Here is a 17,477-nt window from a genome sequence, read left to right as displayed (position 1 = left end):
TCACTCACTCACTCACTCACTCACTCACTCACTCACTCACTCACTCACTCACTCACTCACTCACTCACTCACTCACTTAATCGCCTATCATATGCAGATGCGCAATGTGCGCGAAGGAAGCTGTGTGAGGGGTCCGTATGGCGAAGGAAGTCAGCAAAGAGCGTTTGTTGGCGCTGCTGAAGATCATGTTCGAGAACACCGACGACGAGCAGGGATTGACGCTTGAGCAGATCCTCGAGGAGCTGGAGGCGGCGGGCGTGTCCGCGGAGCGCAAGGCTATCTACCGCGATTTCGAGGCGCTGAACAACGCGGGCATCGAGATTCAGCGACAGCACGTCAAACCCGTGCGCTACTTCCTTGCCAAGCGCCCGTTCGCCAAATCCGAGCTGCTGCTGCTTATCGATGCGGTGCAGGGAAGCCGTTTCATCACGGCGCGGCAATCGAGCTCGCTCGTTCGCTCCATCAAAAGCCTTGGGTCGAAACATCAGGTGAAAGGCCTTGAGAAGCAGGTGCATGTCGGCGGGCGAGTGAAAAGCCAAAACGATAGCGTATTCCGCAACGTTGACATCATCCAAGAGACCATCGCCGCCAAGCGCATGCTGTCGTTCAAATACACCAGTTACGATTGTTCGGCTCAGGTGCAACTGCGCCATGACGGTAAAGCGTACACGCAAACGCCGGTGCAGCTGATGTACTCCGACGGCTTCTACTACCTGGTCTGCTACAGCGAGAAGTACGACGACTTCGCCAACTACCGCGTCGACCGCATGTGCGACATTCGCGTGACGCAGCAGCGCGCTACGCGAAACGCCCGCATTGCCACGTTCGATGCGGATGAGTACGACCGTCGCGTGTTCGGCATGTTCTCGGGCAGCTCGGTGCGCGCGGTTTTGCGCGTAAGGGAAAGCGCTATGAACGCCGTGGTCGATCGTTTCGGGAAGGACGCGCGCGTGAGCGATATGGGCGACGGTACCGCTCGGGTAATCGTGGCGGCCATGGCGACGCCGGTGTTCTTCGGCTGGATATCCCAGTTCGCCGGCCAGATCACGGTAGAGTCGCCGTCAAGCTTGCGGCAAGGGTATGCCGAGTACCTGCGCAAGCTGCTGCAGGACTACGAATAGCCGCATCGCGTTCGTCCGTTCCTTCTTGCGCACAGCAGCTTCGGGCCGTTCCTGCTGATTCTCTGCTATGGTGGAAGGGTATATCTCGAAGGGAACCACATGGACCTACGCAATCTTGACCCCTCATACGACGAAGCGCGTGACAGCCAGCAACGCGGCGGCTTGTCGCTGGACATCGGCGCGCGGTTTTACAATGACGGACTTGCCTCCGATGACAAGCGGTGCTTCGAGGCGGCGCGGCGGTTCTATGAGAAAAGCCTGAGTTTCGGCAACCCGCAGGCCGCGGTGAACCTGGGCTACATCTATGAATACGGTCGTCTGGGCGAAGAGGACGCCAAGCTGGCGATGGAGCTGTTCGAGCAGGCGGCGTTTTGCGAGCATCCGGAGGCGCTGTACAAGCTCGGCGACATGCTGTATTGGCGCAACATCGACGTTGAGGACGAATCCGCGGCGGATATCCGGGCGTTTGCTCTGTACGGTAAGGCGCATCGGCTTGCGCAGGGTCGCAACGAGCCCGATTGGCTGGGAAGCTCGGCTTTCAGGCTCGGGGGTTGTTTCGAGTATGGGCGCGGCTGCGCGTGCGATGATGCGCTGGCTCAGGCATATTATGTGCAGGCGGCGGCGAACTTCGAGGCGGCTCTTGATGACGGGTTCGACTATTATCGCGGCAACCTGGAGAAATGCCGCCGCGCATTGCAGCGCCTGGGCGAGTGTTCCGACTCGTATGCGCAATGGAGGCCGCTGCCCTCGGGTGCGAAGTTCGATGTCGATGGCATTTTGCGCATCGATGGCGACTCGCTGGTCCCGGCAGGGTGTTACCGAGCTCGTTCGGGCGAGCAGCTTATCGTAGGTCAGCACGATGTGGACGAGGGCCAGCGTGTGGACCGGCGCTTCGAGGTGCTGCGTTGCGCGCGCATGGTGGAGTTCAACCTGGCCATGCGCGGCTCCGTGGAGAACCGCAGCACCGTGCGCATCACGTTCGACGAGTTGGGTGCAGCGCTCGAGCAGGAGCTGGGCGTGATGGGGCAACGCGAGTTTTTGCAGCTGGACCCCGAGGATGCCGCCGCATTGCGCGGGCAGTTGCTCGGCTTCGAGCTGGCCTCGTGGGAGGAGGCCTATCAGCCGTATGCCGCTCAGGATGATAGCTTGGAGTGGAGCGTAGAGGTGCTTAGCGATGCGCAGGGCTTTTCCAGCAAAGGTTCCGGCGCGTGGCCGTATTACCTGCCGTTTTTGTTCGAGGAGCTGCAGCGTTTCGGCGTGGCGAACATGTGGGTTCGTGGGCATTAACGCCGGAAGCGTCCGATTTCGGCGTGCGGCGGCGCCTGTCGCGCCCGGTGGCGCTACAATGACCTGGTCGCATATTCTAGGAAAGGACCGCCATGTCGTCGTTCGATTTCGAAGGCCACATCACCGACATCGTCGATTATCCGAAACCGGGCGTGGTGTTCAAGGACATCACCACGCTGTTGAAGGATCCGGACGGTTTCGAGGCCACCATCGATGCCATCGCCGAGCACTTTAAGGATGCAGGCGTGACTAAGGTTGTCGGCGCCGAGGCCCGAGGCTTTATGATCGGCGCGCCGGTTGCGTATCGTCTGCATGCCGGCTTCGTGCCCGCACGCAAGCCGGGCAAGCTGCCGCGCGAGGTGCGCAGCGAAAGCTATGACTTGGAGTACGGAAGCGACGAGCTGCAGATCCACGCCGACGCCATCGACCCCGAAGACGTGGTGCTGATCGTGGACGACCTGGTTGCCACGGGCGGCACCGCCGAGGCGCAAGCCAAGCTTATCAAGCAGTTCGGCGCTTCGCTGGCGGGCATGGGCTTCCTCATGGAGCTGGCGTTCTTGAATCCGCGCCAGGCAATTGCCAAGGTTACCGATGCCGACGTCTTCTCCCTTGTGCAGGTGCACTAAAGGGTATCGCTGCTCTAACAACGCAAGAGGCCGGGATGTGCAGCTGCTCTGCGTATCCCGGCCTCTGTTCATTTCCGATGTCTTCGTCCTTGAGCTTCGAGCCTCTTTGGCGACGTAGCCCTGACCGTCGTTCTGCCAAAGCGCGCTAGCGGTCCGGGCGCGTTGCGCGGACCGCTTCGGGGACGCAGCGCTAAGCGCCCGATTTTATCGGAGCGCTAGCGGTCCATGTCCTCCAGTCGGCCATGGCGTTCGTAGCGCGTGATGCGCTCGGGGCGGTTGTCGTCGTCGACGAACACCACGCGCGGCGGGTTTGCGTCGGCCTCTTCGGGGGTCATCAGGGCGTAGCACATGATGATCACCTTGTCGCCCACCGAGACGCAGCGGGCGGCGGCGCCGTTGAGGCAGATCATGCCGCTGCCGCGCTGACCTGCGATGACGTAAGTCTCGAAGCGCTGGCCGTTATTCACGTCGACGATCTGCACCTGCTCGTACTCGCGGATGTCCGCGGCATCCATCAGGTCCTCGTCGACGGTGATGCTGCCCACGTAGTCAAGCTCGGCCTGGACGACGGTGGCGCGGTGGATCTTGCCCTTCAGCATGGTAGAGAACACGGTTATTGGTCCTTTCGTAGGTTTTGAAAATCGAAGTTATTCGCCGAAGATGAAGTTGTCGATGAGGCGCGTCTTGCCGATGTAGACGGCCATGGCCACCAGAACCGGGCCGTCGACGGTCTCGACAGGCTTGATGCCGTCCCATGACACCATCTCGACGTAGTCGATGCGCGCCAGGGGCTCGGCCTCGATGAGCTGCTTCATGGCGTCGAGCACCGTGGCGGCGGAGCGCTCGCCGGCTTCCATCAGGCGCTGGCCCTCGGCCACGGCACGCGAGAGCACGAGCGCGGCTGCGCGCTCTTCGGCGGACAGGTAGGTGTTGCGCGAACTTTTCGCCAGACCGTCCTCCTCGCGCACGATGGGGCAGCCCACAACCTGTACGTTCATGTTCAGGTCGCGCACCATGCGGCGGATGACGGCCAGCTGCTGGGCGTCCTTCTGGCCGAAGTAGGCGCGGTCGGCCTGGGAGATGTTCATGAGCTTGTTGACGACGGTGCACACGCCGCGGAAGTGCGTCGGGCGCGTCTTGCCGCACAGCTCGGCGGTGATACCCTCCACGTTGACGTAGGTGCACGCATCGGGGAAGTACAGGTCGGCGGGCTCGGGATGGAACACCAGCGTGGCGCCGGCGCCCTCGATCAGGCGCTTGTCGGCATCGAAGTCGCGCGGGTAGGTTTCCAGGTCCTCGCCCGGGGCGAACTGGATGGGGTTGACGAACACGCTGACCATGACGCGGTCGTTCTCGGTGACGGCGCGCTTGATCAGGCTCTCGTGGCCCTCATGCAGGTAGCCCATGGTAGGAACGAGGCCCACGCTCAGGCCCTGCGCCTTCCACTCGCTGATAACCTGTTTCGCCTGTTCGGGGGTGGTGGCAACGGTAAGCATTTTAGTAGGTTTCCTTTCGGGTGCGATGAATCGGGAAGCGGCGGAAATCGAAGCGCCGTGGACGCAGCAGGTCTCGGCACCCCCACGCGGCTTATTGCATTGGGGTTCTGATCGGCTTGCAATGGATCCGGGCGCGCTGGCGTTCGGATCCATTGCAAGCCGATATGATCGTGGGGCTGATGGGGCGGGCGGGCGCGGCAAGGTTGCCTCGGTTGCCCCATCAGCCCGTTATCGGCTAGTACAGCTTCTCGAGCACTTCGTCGTCGATCTTGAACGTGTGCTCGGCGGAGGGGAAGGAGCCCTCGCGCACCTCGTTGATGTAGCTGGCGAAGCCGTCGCGCATGGCCTCGCCCACGTTCGCGAAGCGCTTGACGAACTTCGGGCAGAAGTCGCTGAACATACCCAGCATGTCCTGGTAAACGAGGATCTGGCCGTCGCAGCCGGCGCCGGCGCCGATGCCGATGGTGGGGACGCCCACTTCCTTGGTGATCAGGGCGGCAAGCTTGGCGGGCACGGCCTCGAGCACGATGGCGAACGCGCCGGCAGCCTCGAGCGCCTTCGCGTCGGAGATCAGCTTGCGGGCAGCGGCCTCGCTCTTGCCCTGCACCTTGAAGCCGCCGAACGCGTTGATGGACTGCGGCGTCAGGCCCAGGTGCCCCATGACGGGGATGCCGGCGGCCACCATGGCGGCAACCTGCGGGCACACCTCTTCGCCGCCCTCCAGCTTCACGCAGTTCGCGCGGCCTTCCTTGAGCAGGCGGCCGGCGTTGCGCACGGCGTCGGGCACGCTGACCTCGTAGGACAAGAACGGCATGTCGCAGACGATCAGGGCGTTCTTGGCGCCGCGGGCGACGGCGGCGCTGTGGTGGATCATGTCCTCAACGGTCACGGACAGGGTGTCCTCGTAACCGAGCACCACGTTGCCCAGCGAGTCGCCGATGAGGATGCCGTCGATGCCGGCCTCGTCCTCGAGCTTCGCGGTGGAGTAATCGTAGGCCGTGAGCATGGCGAGCTTGCGGCCCTCGGCCTTGGCCTGGGCGAACGTTGCCACGGTGTTCTTCATGGGTTTCTCTCCTTCGCTTTACCTGCGGGTTTGTGCTGATTCCAGCAGATTCCTCATCGGGGCGTGATCGCGTTCGGGGTGGCGCCGCGCGGCCAGTTCGCAAACGGAAAGCGACAGCGTGGCGTAGGTTTCGCGCGCCTGCCCGTCCAATGCGGCCAGATGCTTGCGCACCGTTTCGATGTCGTTGCGCTCGATGGGGCCGGATAGGGCATTTTGCGGGCCCTTTTGCGCGATGGCGGCGCAATTTCCGGTGAACAGCGGGCCGGCGGCCTGCAGAGCTTGCTCAGGCGTGAACCCGCAGCCCTCCAGAATGCCCAGCCCCTCGGAGGCAAGGCCGCACACCAGATTGCTCAGGAACACCGCCGCGGCGTGATAGCGAACCTTCGCGTCGGCTGCGATGGTGCAGTGCGGGTTGCCCGCCGCATCCAGCAGCGCGCCTGCCGCGTTGACCGCAGCCTGGTCGCCTTCAAGCGCGAAGAACATGCCGGCAAGGCGATCGGGCGCATCGGCGCTGGTCGGGACGTCGGGCACGGCGCACAGTGGGTGAACGCTCGCGCAGGCTGCCCCGGCTTTTCGGCATGCGTCGAGCTCTCCGGAGGTCAGCGCGCCGCTTGCGTGGCACACCAATTTTCCGGAAAGGCTGCCTGCCGGCGTGCTCGCCGCGGCGTCGGCCAGCTGGCCTGCCGCTTCGGCGATGGCGCCATCGGGCACGGTTATGAAGATGAGGTTCGTGGAATCAAGAAGCGCTTGCAGCGAGGAAAAGGAAACGGAATGCGTGCACTGCGATGCCCAAAGCGCCGCCTTTTGCGTGCGGCTTGCATAGCCTGAGACCTTCGAACCGTGTTCGAACAGATGCGTTCCCAGGGCGAACCCGATTTTGCCGGCTCCCACGAACCCCACGCGCAAGCGCGCGTCACGTTCTGCGGGGCACGAACCAACCGATACGGTCACGTCAGTGCCTTTCGTTTCTTTGCTGCGAGGCTGGATGCCTGGACTTGTTCCGGGTCACCCGCGCTCCTTTACGAGGGGGCAGTATACGCCGTGGCGAAGCGCCGATGCAAGCGTCGTGGGCATTCGATTCCGAATCCAAATGAAAGGCACGCAAACAGATGAAGTTGGACTATAGTTCGGGTTGTATTCAACCGAGAATAGCTTGCCGAGGGCAAGCTCTCGGCGTAGGCAGGTGACGCGCGCTGCGTCTCGTCGTCATCCGGGCGGTCGGGTATCGGGCGGCGGGCGGCGGGTTGCGTGCGCGCAATGCGTCGGCTTTGCGCTGAGCATCAGGGAAAGAGGCGGCCATGAGGGACCATTCGCAACATATACAGCTGTCGCGCGAGGAGGCGGTTGCGGCGACGTTGGCGGCGTTGGACGCGCTGCCGGAGGGTTTCGGCTGGCGCGGCGTGCAGGCGCAGGCAAAAGGCGCCGATGCCGGGAAATTCCATGCGCGTGAGGTTGCGCGCAAGCTGGTGGAGCGCGTTTCCCTGGCGGAATCGGTAGGGCGCGTGCTGGCGTATGACGTATGCGCCGTGAACGACATGCCCAGCGCGCTCACCTGCGCCATGGATTCCATCGCGCTGCACTGGTCCGATTTTGTCGACCTGGCAGATGGCGAAGTGCCCGACACCAGCGCGTGGGTGCGCGGCCGGGACTGGGAGTTCGCAAACACCGGTGTTGCCATGCCGGAAGGGTTCGACACGGCCATCGTCATCGAGCATGCGCAGGTTTCCGCAGATGAGCAGCATGTGATCATCGATGCAGCGCCGTCGAGGCCCGGTGTGGGCACGCGTCCGGTAGGCAGCACCATGCGTCGCGGCGATGTGCTGGGCCGCGCAGGCCAGCTGATCACGCCCGACCTGGCGGCGCGCATGGGCTCGGGCAACAACGGGTCGGTGCCGGTGGTGCGCCGCCCGCGCGTGGCGTTCATCCCCACGGGCAACGAGTTGGTGGCTCCCGGCGTGCCGTTCGACCCCGACCGCGCCGCATCCTTCGCGGCCCGCGGGCGCAACTTCGAGATGAACAGCGTGCTCGTGAAGGCGAAATGCGAGCAGTGGGGCGGGCGTTTCGTCCCGTTCGATATCGTTCCCGACCGCCGCGACGCCATCGAGGAGGCCATCGCGCAAGCCGTCGAGCAGGCCGACACCGTGGTGCTCAACGCGGGGTCGTCGAAGGGAAGCGATGACTGGTCTTGCGAGGTCATGGAGCAGATGGGGCAGATGATCTGCCATCAGACGAACCACGGCCCGGGGCACCATTCCAGCTTCGCCATCGTCGATGGCACGCCCATCGTGGGCATCTCGGGCCCCAGCGCCGGCGCGTCGTTCACGCTGAACTTCTACCTGCGCCCGCTCATGCGCGCGTTTTCCGGCTTGGACCCCGAGGTTCCGCGCACGCCCATGGTGCTGGCTGAGGCGTTCCCGGCAGGTGGGCACGGTCCGAAGGGACATGGCGGCCCGGTCCGCGGCGAGGACAGGCCCGCGGAGCATCCTGCGCACAAGCCCGGCGAGCCCGAGTTCTTCGGCATCAAGCTGCTGCGTGCCGAGCGTGCCGAGGACGGCACGCTGCGCGCCTGGCCCGTGCCCGGGCGCCCCGGCAGCCCGGAGAGCTTCGAGGCCAACGCCTACTATATGTTGCCCAACGGCCCGGGCATTAAGGCCCCCGAGCGCGGCGACGTGATCTGGGCGGAGTGGAGATAGCTCGACCTGTTCGGAATTCGCTGCGCCCGCCTGGGGGCGACGTCTGCGACGTCGTTTGATGAGCTCGCGGGCTTCCCGCAGCTGCTAAGGCCGCATCGCCGTTTCGAAGGCGATGCGGCCTTTTGCATATGCGTGCGAAGAACGGCTGCTCGGCCGTCTTGCCATCGCGCGTTTGCTTGTGCCTAAATTAGCGAAAATATGTTCGGTTTTCGACTTGCACGAACATCTGTGCGTGTGCTAGAATCCTTGCATCACATGAGCCAGTGCAGATGCTTTCCCTTCGGGCGTTGGGCCTGCGGGAATGTCGTGGCCGGCATCCGTCTCCGGGGTGCCCTTTCCTCTTCTGCAAGATCCTCGAAACCACGGAATGCAACGATAGTTTTCGCAGATAAGGCATGCTAAAATATCGTTGTACGAAATTCGAGGAATTAATGGATGACGTACAGATAGATGTGCATGCTTTCAAGCATGGCGTCACAAGCGATGAGATCTTGCAAGCATGGAACAGCATCGTGGCCATGAGACTCAGAACGGCACCATGCGAGGAAACGATCGTCGCAATCGGCCTTTCGGCAAAGGGCGAGGCCATCGAATTGGTTGCCTCGCTGAAATGGCAAGGTGTCCTTGTCTATCATGCGATGAAGCCGCCTACTGAAAAGGTCTTAAAGGAACTGGGGCTTGTAAGGAGGAAGCGATGACGGTGTTAACTGCTGAAGAAGTTGAAAAGCGGTTCGGATACACTCCTGAACAACTCGACAAGATGGAAGCTGATGCAACGGCGGGCGTTTTCCACGGCGAGCCCAGCGGTCCTGTTGTGTATGCGCCGGGTTATGGTCCCGGCCGCCCTCTTATGTTCGATGAGGAAATGAAGCAGGTGGGGTTTAAAGAGCCGGTGAATAAAATCCTGCTCATAGACATCCGCGCAGCGCAGCTTGGGATGAAACGGTCGGAATATCTTCGCCATCTGGTAGATGAAGATTTGAAGCTCGCTGGTATTGCGTAGCGGTCAGCGTCGCGATGGGGCTGGGTTCCGTGTCTATCGAATCGCTGTCGCCTGAGGGTTCGCGGCCTGATGGGCGGGCTTGTTTGCTATCATAGCCAAGTTAACGGTCTAACCGCTTTCAGCGTGCGTGGAGCTGGGTTGCGCCGGCTTTCCCGGCGTGTCCGCGGGCGTCGCCATCGTGTCGGCTTCCCCGGGCGTGTCCGCAAGTGTCGCGATTGCGGTGGCTTCCCCGGGTGTGCCCGCGGGTGCTGCTACTGCATCGGCGTCGATCGGATGCGGGGTAGTTGTCGCTTTGCAGCGTAGCCGCTAACACGTGCGTTGGAATCGAAAGGAAAGAAACCAATGACCCAATACCTTACCGAGCGCGAGGTCCGCGGCATCGCGGAATACGCGCGCATCGGCCTTTCCGGGGAGGAGCTCTCCGAGATGACGGTCGATCTGAACAACATCATCGAAACGCTGCAGTCCATCAAGCAGCTGGACCTCGAGGGCGTGGAGCCTACGTTCCATCCCATCGGAAGCCTGTCCAACGTCATGCGCGAGGATGTGGAAACCGAGTCGTTCACGCAGCAGGTTGCGCTTGAGAACGCGCCGAAGCAGCAGGACGGCAGCTTCCTGATTCCGTCCATCCTGGGCGAAGGGGGCGATGCGTAATGGCCATCTCCGATATGGGCATCGCGCAGATCCGCGAGGGTCTGGCATCCAAGCAGTTCACCGCCTGCGAGGTTGCGCAGGCAAGCCTCGACCGCATCGCGCAGGCCGATTCTCAGGTGCATGCGTTCCTGGAGGTCACCTCCGAGGCTGCCATGGCCGCCGCGCAGCGCGTGGACCAGGCCATCGCCGACGGCACGTTCGATACGCTCGGCCCGCTGGCCGGCGTGCCGGTGGCGTTCAAGGACAACATGAACATGACGGGCACGCACACCACCTGCTCCTCCCGCATGCTGGAAAACTACGTGTCCCCGTACACCGCAACGTGCGTGCAGCGCATCATCGACGCCGGCGGTCTGCCGCTGGGCAAGCTGAACATGGACGAGTTCGCGTTCGGTTCCACCACCGAGTCCTCCGCGTTCGGCCCCACGCGCAACCCGTGGGATCTGGGTCGTGTTCCGGGCGGCAGCTCGGGCGGCTCTGCGGCGGCGGTCGCCGCGGGCATGGCGTGCGTCACGCTGGGCTCCGACACGGGCGGCTCCATCCGCCAGCCCGCCAGCTTCTGCGGCATCGTGGGCGTGAAGCCCACGTACGGCACGGTCAGCCGTTACGGCGTCGTGGCCTTCGGCAGCTCGCTCGACCAGGTCGGCCCGTTCGCCCGCAGCGTCGAGGACGCCGCTGCCGCGATGGACGCCCTGTGCGGCCATGACCCCCTGGACTGCACGTCGCAGGACGTGAAGGCCGGTTTCCGCGCTGCATGCCAACAGGACGTTGCGGGCATGCGCATCGGCGTGGTTCGCAGCTTCATGGACGCCAAGGGCCTGTCCTTCGAGGTCTCGGAGCGCGTGTCCGAGGCCGCTGCCAAGCTCGAGGCCGCCGGCGCCACCATCGTCGAGGTCGACCTGCCGCATATTGACGCCGCCATCAGCGCTTACTACGTGCTGGGCCCGTGCGAGGCGTTCTCCAACCTGGCCCGCTTCGACAGCGTGCGCTACGGCTACTGCGAGGAAGGCCACAAGGACTTGGGCAGCCAGTACGAGGCAAGCCGCGCCCATGGTTTCGGCGAAGAGGCGAAGCGCCGCATCATGCTGGGCAGCTACCTGCTTTCCGCCGGCGTGTACGAGCAGTACTACTATCCGGCCCAGCAGGTCCGCACGCTCATCACGCAGGACTACCGCAACGCCTACGAGCAGTGCGACGTCATCTTGGCGCCCACGGCCCCGGCTACGGCGTTCAAGTTCGGCGAGATCGCCGATCCGGCAACCATGTACCTGTCCGACGTGTTCACCATCTCCATCAACATTGCCGGCAACGGCGGCATGAGCGTGCCGTGCGGCTTGGGTGCGCAAAGCGGCATGCCCGTGGGCGTGCAGCTTATCGCCCCGCAGTTCAAGGACGAGAACATGTTCCGCGCCGCCATGGCGCTTGAGGCCGCCTACGGCAAGGCCCCCGTGGCCCCGAACTTCGCCGACGGGAAGGTGATTGAGTAATGCGTAAGCTCGAAGAAGTCCTCAAGGATTGGGAGGCGGTCATCGGCTTGGAGATCCACGCCGAGCTGACCACGTTGAACACGAAGATGTTCTGCGGCTGCAAGCTTGAGTTCGGCGCCGATCCGAACACGCACACCTGCCCGGTGTGCCTGGGTCTTCCGGGTGCTCTGCCTGTGCCGAACAAGGCTGCTATCGAGTCCATCGTGCTTGCCGGCCTGGCCACGAACTGCGATATCGAGAAGCACAGCATGTTCTACCGTAAGAACTACATGTATCCCGACATGGCTAAGAACTTCCAGACCACGCAGGGTCCGGTGGCGTTCTGCATGCGAGGACATCTCGATTTGGATGTCGACGGTCCGGCAGCCAAGGAACGCGGCGATATCGCCGGCTTGAAGCCGGGCGAGACGTGCGAGAACGTCACCGTCACCGATTCCGGCTACACGGCCCACGTGGGCATCACGCGCATCCATATGGAGGAAGACGCCGGCAAGATGATCCACATCGGCGGCGATGAGGGCCGTATCGCGGGCGCTACGCACTCGCTGGTTGACTACAACCGCGCCGGCACGCCGCTCATCGAGTTGGTCACCGAGCCCGATCTGCGCACGCCCGAGGAGGCGCGCCTGTTCATGCAGAAGCTACGTCAGATTTATCTGGCCATCGGCATCTCCGACTGCTCCATGGAGGAAGGCTCCATGCGCTGCGACGGCAACGTCAGCCTGCGTCGCCGCGGCTCCACGAAGCTGGGCGTGAAGACCGAGCTGAAGAACATGAACTCCTTCAAGAACCTGCATGATGGTTTGGCTTACGAGATTTGCCGTCAGGCCGAGGTTCTGGAAGAGGGCGGTCAAATCTACCAGGAAACCCGCCATTGGGACCCCACCATGAAACACACCATCGTCATGCGCGTGAAGGAAACCGCTGACGACTACCGCCTGTTCCCCGAGCCCGACTTGGCGCCCTATGACCTCTCCGATGAGTTCATCGAAGGCGTGCGTGCCAAGCTGCCCGAGCTGCCCGACCAGAAGGCCGCCCGCTTCGCCGAGGAGTTCGGCCTGTCCGCGTACGATGCTCGCCATCTGGTCGACCACCGCGCCACGGCAGACTTCTTCGAAGCGTGCATGGAGGTTGCGGGCAAGGATGCCGCCAGGTTGGCGAAGCCCGTTGCCAACCTGGCCATCAACGACGTCACCGCATGGTTCAACGCCAGCGAGGATGCCGACCTTGCGCAAAGCCCGCTCACGCCCGCCCGCGCGGTGGAGCTGGTGAAGCTGCTCGCCGAGGACGCCATCTCGTCCAAGCAGGCCAAGCAGGTGTTCTCCGCCATCATGGATGAGGATAAGGACCCCTCGGTCATCGTCGAGGAGCGTGGCATGAAGCAGGTGTCGGACACCGGCGCCATCGAGGCCGTTGTGGATGCCATCATCGCGGCGAACCCCGACGAGGTTGCTCGCTATAAGGAAGGCAACACGAAGGTCATCGGGTTCTTCGTGGGCCAGTGCATGAAGGAGATGCGCGGCCAGGGCAATCCGAAGATCATCAACCAGTTACTGGCGAAGAAGCTGGCAGAATAGCGTTAACGCAATCGCAAACGTAAACGAGGAGCCGCTGATGAGCGGCTCCTCGTGCGTTATAGGACGTGCAAGCAATGCGAGCGATGATGCGCGTGAGTCGATTCGGAGTAAGTGAATCGACTCACGCAGACATGGTCAGAGTGTACCGTCGGCAGTTGCTGCGCGCGGCTCGAGCGCTGCGGCAAGCTGTAAAGCGCAGTGCTAGTGAAGGCGGAGGGCTCGCGGCGCGTAAGCCGTGGGGTGCAACAATCGTTTGCAACCCGCGTGCAGTGCGCAGCGCTAGCAAAGGCAGGGGCTCGCGGCGCGATGCGCGCAAGCCGCAGGCGCCCTTATCGCATCACTTTGGCTAGCACCTTCGCGAGCTTCGCCGGGTCGATGGGCTTGGAGACGTGGGCGTTCATGCCGCTGGCAAGCGAGCGCTTCACGTCTTCGGCGAACGCGTTCGCGCTGGTTGCCACGATGGGCACGTTGGCGGCGTCGGCGCGGTCCAGGCAGCGGATGCGGTGCGCGGCGGTAAGCCCGTCCATGACTGGCATCATGACGTCCATCAAGATGATGTCGTAGCGCCCAACAGGGGACTGCCTGAACGCGTCCACCGCCTCTTGGCCGTTCGTCGCCTTATCCACGGTGAATCCCATGTCACCGATCACGTACGTGATGATTTCCATGTTCAGCTCGTTGTCCTCGGCGACCAAGGCGCGCTTGCCGATGAAATCGACCTGCTCGGCATCTGCATCTGCCGGCTTGCCGACTGCGTCGGTTATCGGTAGCGGTATCTCGAAATAGAACGTGCTGCCATGCCCGAGGCGGCTGTTCGCGTGGATGCGATCGCCCATCATGAGCACGATGCGGTTGCTGATGGCGAGTCCCAGTCCTGTGCCCTGTTGGCGGGCGTCCGTGGCGTTTACCTGCTCGAACTTTGCGAAGATGCGATCGATGTCCTCCTCGGCGATGCCCACGCCCTCATCGGTGACGGCGAAATACACGCTTGCCGTTCGGGTGTCGTTCGTCCGGGCGCCGTTCCCCGTCGCCCGCTTTTCGGCGCCCGTGACTTCGCGGTCCGCCGGCTGTGTGCCGCCTTCCGCTGCCTCGTAGCCTGCCGGAAGCGTACCCGCCGCCGCGCCTTCCGTTGCCTGTGCGTCAGCTCCCGCGGTCTCGCAACCCGCCCGCAACTCGCTCGCCGCGCCCGCAGCGTCAGCCCCCGTGGCCTCGCAGCCTACCGGCAGGCTGCCCGCGGCGCCGGCGCCGGCGGCCCTCTCCTCGATGGTCACCGTGATGATGCCGCCATCGTGCGAATATTTCACCGCGTTGCCCACCAGGTTGATGAGCACCTGGCTAAGGCGTAGCGCGTCGCCCGTGAACCAATCGTGCTGCATCCGCATGTCCACGATCAGCTTCTGGTTGCGCGCGGCAAGCCTTCCGGCGCTTACGGCGTTGAGCTCCTCTACCACGTGGCTCATGCTGAAGGGCGCATCGCCGAGCAGCATCTTGTCGCTCTCGATCTTCGTCATGTCCAGGATGCCATTGAGAAGGTCGAGCAGGTACAGCGACGACGCGTGCACCTTGTTCAGGCAATCGACTCGGCGCTCGTCGCTCTGCTCGGGTTTCAAGGCTATCTCGGTCATGCCGATGATGCCGTTCATGGGCGTGCGGATCTCGTGCGACATGCGCGCGAGGAAGTCGGACTTCGCCTGTGCCGATTGGTCAAGCTCCTCTTGGTTGATGCGGTTTTGGATGATCGTGCCCACCTCGCGCAGAGTGTTTGCGGTCTCATCGTCGTCGAATGCCTTGCCGGCGTTGCTCAGGAAGAACACGGCCCCCGAGTATTTCCCCGCGTTCGTCATAGTGAACGCGACGCCGCCGCAGTAAGCGCGCACCTCCTCGCACATGGCGAAGATGGGCATCTCGCTCACGGGATGCACCAGGCCCTGCTCGCCGAATCGTTGCAGCGTGTCGACGGCCTCCCGCGAAAGCGGGAACACGGCGCCTTCGTCGATGCCCGGGATGGGGCCGAAGAAGTAGCGCACCGATGCCGTTTGATAGTCTTCTTGGAACGACGTGATGAACAGGTTGGTCACGTCGAGCCTCTCGTTCAGTTGCCGCATAAGCAGGTCCATACCCGCCGTCAGCGAAAGGCGTCGGTCGAGCAGGTTCAGCGTCAGGGCGGGCAGCCCCATATCCTCGACGTGGTTGAACGAGGATATGGGGTCGAACGGCCTTGGCTCGAACGAGCCGTCCATGGACGGGTCCCAGCATGCGCAGGCTGCACGATGCTCCATCGACGCCTGAAGCGCCGTGCGCGCCCGTCGAAGCAGCTCGGAGGTGTTCCTGACATCCTCTGCCGATGCCACGCCTACATGGAAGCTCAGCTCCAGCACTCCGGGGCGGACCAATCGCGCGAACCGGCGCTGCAGCTCGGTCGCCTCGCCGATCGCATCGCCGGCGCATTTGCCGGGAAGCCAGTAGGCGAACTGCCCGGCGCCGACGCGCATCAGGATGGCATCGTGGTCGCCCCTGTTGTGGTTGAAGGTGCGCATGACCTTGGCCAGCTCGTTGAGCAGCACGTCGCCGAAGGGGATGCCGTAGTCGCGCACGATGTTCGCGAACCCGTCGATCTCGACGACGACAAGCTGCCCCGCGTCTGCGCCCACGCGCGCCGCTGCGATGGCGTCCATGCCGGGCTTGAAGCGATATGCCGATGTCGCGGGGTCGAGCGCCTGCTTGCGCGCAGCTTCGATCTCGCGGCGCTTCCTGCCGTCGATGTCGTGGATGACGCACACCATGCAGTCTTGCCCGTTGTCGGCGTCCTGAACGCGCGATGAGCTCACCTCGAGCCAATGACCTTGCGGCGAGCGTTCGGTCACGGCTTCCACCTGGATGCTCGTCTCCTGCATCAGGCTTACGGCCTGCTCGATGGCGTCCACCGCCTCGGGGTTCGCGCTGTCGTGGCGGAACAGGTCCCAGAAGCGCGTGGCATCGTACTCGCCGTCGTCGAGGGAGTTCACGATCTCGATGGATCCTGTTTCGGGATGGAAGGTGAAGAAGGCGTCGTTGGTGCCCTTGACGGCCAGGCGATAGCGCTCCTTCTCCTCGTTGAGCTTGTGCTGCTTCTCAAGGCCGTCCTCGGTAAGGTCGAGAATGACCTTATGGAGCTGGTCGACCTCGGCGACGGGTGTGCGGAACGCGTGCAGCTTCTCCATGCCTCCTTGCACGCTTTCGATTAGGTCCCTGAGCGGCCGGTTGATGGCGCGCGAGACCAGCGCCACCAGCACCAGGCATCCGAGGGTGGTAAGGCCGATGGTCACGCCCAGACGGTGGTACAACGAGTTGCCCGTGGCGAAGATAGAATCCTCGGAGAACAGGCCGACGACCGCCCAGTTCGTGTCGTCGTAGGGTACGATGCCCGAATACAGCTTCAGCGGTTCGGCGATCGCGTACACCTGTTGATCGCCCATGGTAACGCCTTCGACCTGCATAAGGCCCGCATTGCGCGTTTCCTTGAGTGCGAAGGCGGGCCCTTCGGCGTTCACCGCGTTGTAGAGCACACCGTTTCCCGTGATGACCTGGTACGAGCCGTTGCCGTCCGCCAGCGCAAGGGCGTAGCCGCCGGCTTCGCTGCCGCAAAGTTCGGATATGGGGAAGTGCAAGTCCGTCAGATATGCGGTGGACACCTCGATTCCCAGCACGCCGTACACCTGCCCGTTGAGCATGAGCGGCACCGAGTAGGCGATCATGCGGTAGCTGTCGCTCGGATTGCCCTCCAGCACGAACGGCTGCGACCAATACGCCATGGCATTCGCATCGGCGCCCGGGTTTTGCAGGGCGGCCTCGTAGGGTTTGTAGAAGAAGTCGTCGGCGCCGCGCGCGCCGTTGCCGGCGAGGTGCAGTTTCGGCGCCCAGGTGTTGTCAAGGGCGATGGACGCGTCGCGGGCGATTTCCTTGTCCCCTCGCTCAAGCAGCAGGTCGGAATAGGAATCCGAACTGCCGGTGGGGTCGGAATCGCGCAGGAACGCCCCGATGTGGTCCTGCGCGGCGGAAAGGTCACCGTCGTTTCCCAAGATCAGGTACGCGCCGCTGGCGGTGTTGGCCCCTATGATGGAGAGCAGCCGCGGGAAGGCGGCGGCTACGAAGGCCTCCTTCTGATCGTTATCGGCAAGGAACTCCGACACGTCGAGGCCCGATTGGGCAAGTTGGTCGGAGAGGGCGGAGTTGAAGATGACGGTCTCGCGGGATATGCCGGACCAGCTTTTGACCATAGCGCTTTCCAGGTTCACCTTGCGGTTGTCCACCGCGCGGGCGTCGATGGAGATGGCGTTGTCCTCAAGCGTGCTCTTCACTCCGCTGAACGTGAGGACCGAGATGGGCAAGGCGCCCTGGATCAGGACGATCGCGGCAAGCGAGATCATGAGCACTCGAAGGAAAGATACCTTTCGCTTCCCCTTTGCGGCGTTTTTGCCCGTGCTCGTGCCT

14 protein-coding genes are annotated in these 17,477 nt (G+C 63.3%); 9 read left to right on the top strand and 5 right to left on the bottom strand.

What is annotated here, in order from left to right:
- Positions 1-137: 137 nt before the first annotated feature.
- From Q0G75_RS05970 to Q0G75_RS05960, 3 genes are all read left to right on the top strand, one after another.
- A complete protein-coding gene (locus Q0G75_RS05970; protein ID WP_294415860.1) occupies positions 138-1,121 on the top strand; it encodes a WYL domain-containing protein in 984 nt (327 codons plus the stop codon).
- 99 nt (positions 1,122-1,220) lie between these two features.
- Positions 1,221-2,408, top strand: coding sequence for a hypothetical protein (locus Q0G75_RS05965; RefSeq protein ID WP_294415862.1), 1,188 nt, complete (start codon positions 1,221-1,223; stop codon positions 2,406-2,408).
- Positions 2,409-2,500: 92 nt separating this feature from the next.
- Positions 2,501-3,034, top strand: a complete 534-nt coding sequence (locus Q0G75_RS05960) for an adenine phosphoribosyltransferase (protein ID WP_294415864.1) — start codon at positions 2,501-2,503, stop codon at positions 3,032-3,034.
- 215 nt (positions 3,035-3,249) lie between these two features.
- Here the strand turns inward: Q0G75_RS05960 and panD are convergent, their stop codons facing one another.
- The 4 genes from panD to Q0G75_RS05940 all read right to left on the bottom strand — a co-directional run bounded on the left by panD (position 3,250) and on the right by Q0G75_RS05940 (position 6,544).
- The gene (gene panD, locus Q0G75_RS05955; RefSeq protein ID WP_294415868.1) at positions 3,250-3,645 is read right to left on the bottom strand and encodes an aspartate 1-decarboxylase; all 396 of its coding nucleotides are present in this window, start codon (positions 3,643-3,645) and stop codon (positions 3,250-3,252) included.
- 36 nt (positions 3,646-3,681) lie between these two features.
- Complete coding sequence (panC, locus tag Q0G75_RS05950) at positions 3,682-4,530, bottom strand: pantoate--beta-alanine ligase (RefSeq protein WP_294415870.1); 849 nt, start codon at positions 4,528-4,530, stop codon at positions 3,682-3,684.
- A 235-nt stretch (positions 4,531-4,765) separates the two neighbouring features.
- Positions 4,766-5,593: a 3-methyl-2-oxobutanoate hydroxymethyltransferase gene (gene panB / locus Q0G75_RS05945; RefSeq protein ID WP_294415872.1), complete on the bottom strand. Its 828-nt coding sequence runs from the start codon at positions 5,591-5,593 to the stop codon at positions 4,766-4,768.
- A gap of 18 nt (positions 5,594-5,611) precedes the next feature.
- Entirely contained in the window at positions 5,612-6,544 is a 933-nt protein-coding gene (locus Q0G75_RS05940; protein WP_294415873.1) for a Rossmann-like and DUF2520 domain-containing protein, read from the bottom strand.
- Positions 6,545-6,891: 347 nt separating this feature from the next.
- On the opposite strand from Q0G75_RS05940, the gene Q0G75_RS05935 reads away from it, so the two are divergent.
- The 6 genes from Q0G75_RS05935 to gatB all read left to right on the top strand — a co-directional run bounded on the left by Q0G75_RS05935 (position 6,892) and on the right by gatB (position 13,007).
- A complete protein-coding gene (locus Q0G75_RS05935; RefSeq protein WP_294415876.1) occupies positions 6,892-8,286 on the top strand; it encodes a molybdopterin-binding protein in 1,395 nt (464 codons plus the stop codon).
- Between the two features lie 431 nt (positions 8,287-8,717).
- A complete protein-coding gene (locus Q0G75_RS05930; protein ID WP_114620916.1) occupies positions 8,718-8,984 on the top strand; it encodes a hypothetical protein in 267 nt (88 codons plus the stop codon).
- Entirely contained in the window at positions 8,981-9,289 is a 309-nt protein-coding gene (locus Q0G75_RS05925) for a CopG family transcriptional regulator (RefSeq protein WP_114620917.1), read from the top strand. Before Q0G75_RS05930 ends, Q0G75_RS05925 begins: the two co-directional genes overlap by 4 nt.
- A gap of 342 nt (positions 9,290-9,631) precedes the next feature.
- Positions 9,632-9,943 (top strand): Asp-tRNA(Asn)/Glu-tRNA(Gln) amidotransferase subunit GatC, encoded by a 312-nt coding sequence (gatC, locus tag Q0G75_RS05920; RefSeq protein ID WP_042436539.1) that lies wholly within the window; start codon positions 9,632-9,634, stop codon positions 9,941-9,943.
- Positions 9,943-11,430 carry an Asp-tRNA(Asn)/Glu-tRNA(Gln) amidotransferase subunit GatA gene (gene gatA, locus Q0G75_RS05915; protein ID WP_294415879.1) on the top strand — a complete coding sequence of 496 codons (1,488 nt, stop codon included), beginning with the start codon at positions 9,943-9,945 and terminating at the stop codon, positions 11,428-11,430. Before gatC ends, gatA begins: the two co-directional genes overlap by 1 nt.
- On the top strand, positions 11,430-13,007 hold the full coding sequence (gatB, locus tag Q0G75_RS05910) for an Asp-tRNA(Asn)/Glu-tRNA(Gln) amidotransferase subunit GatB (RefSeq protein WP_294415881.1): 1,578 nt from the start codon (positions 11,430-11,432) through the stop codon (positions 13,005-13,007). Before gatA ends, gatB begins: the two co-directional genes overlap by 1 nt.
- 329 nt (positions 13,008-13,336) lie before the next feature.
- Here the strand turns inward: gatB and Q0G75_RS05905 are convergent, their stop codons facing one another.
- Positions 13,337-17,413, bottom strand: a complete 4,077-nt coding sequence (locus Q0G75_RS05905) for an ATP-binding protein (RefSeq protein ID WP_294415945.1) — start codon at positions 17,411-17,413, stop codon at positions 13,337-13,339.
- Positions 17,414-17,477 lie beyond the last annotated feature (64 nt).

Origin of the sequence: uncultured Senegalimassilia sp. (assembly GCF_934636665.1) — a bacterium.
GTDB lineage: Bacteria > Actinomycetota > Coriobacteriia > Coriobacteriales > Eggerthellaceae > Senegalimassilia.
This window is presented reverse-complemented; position numbering and strand designations above follow the sequence as displayed.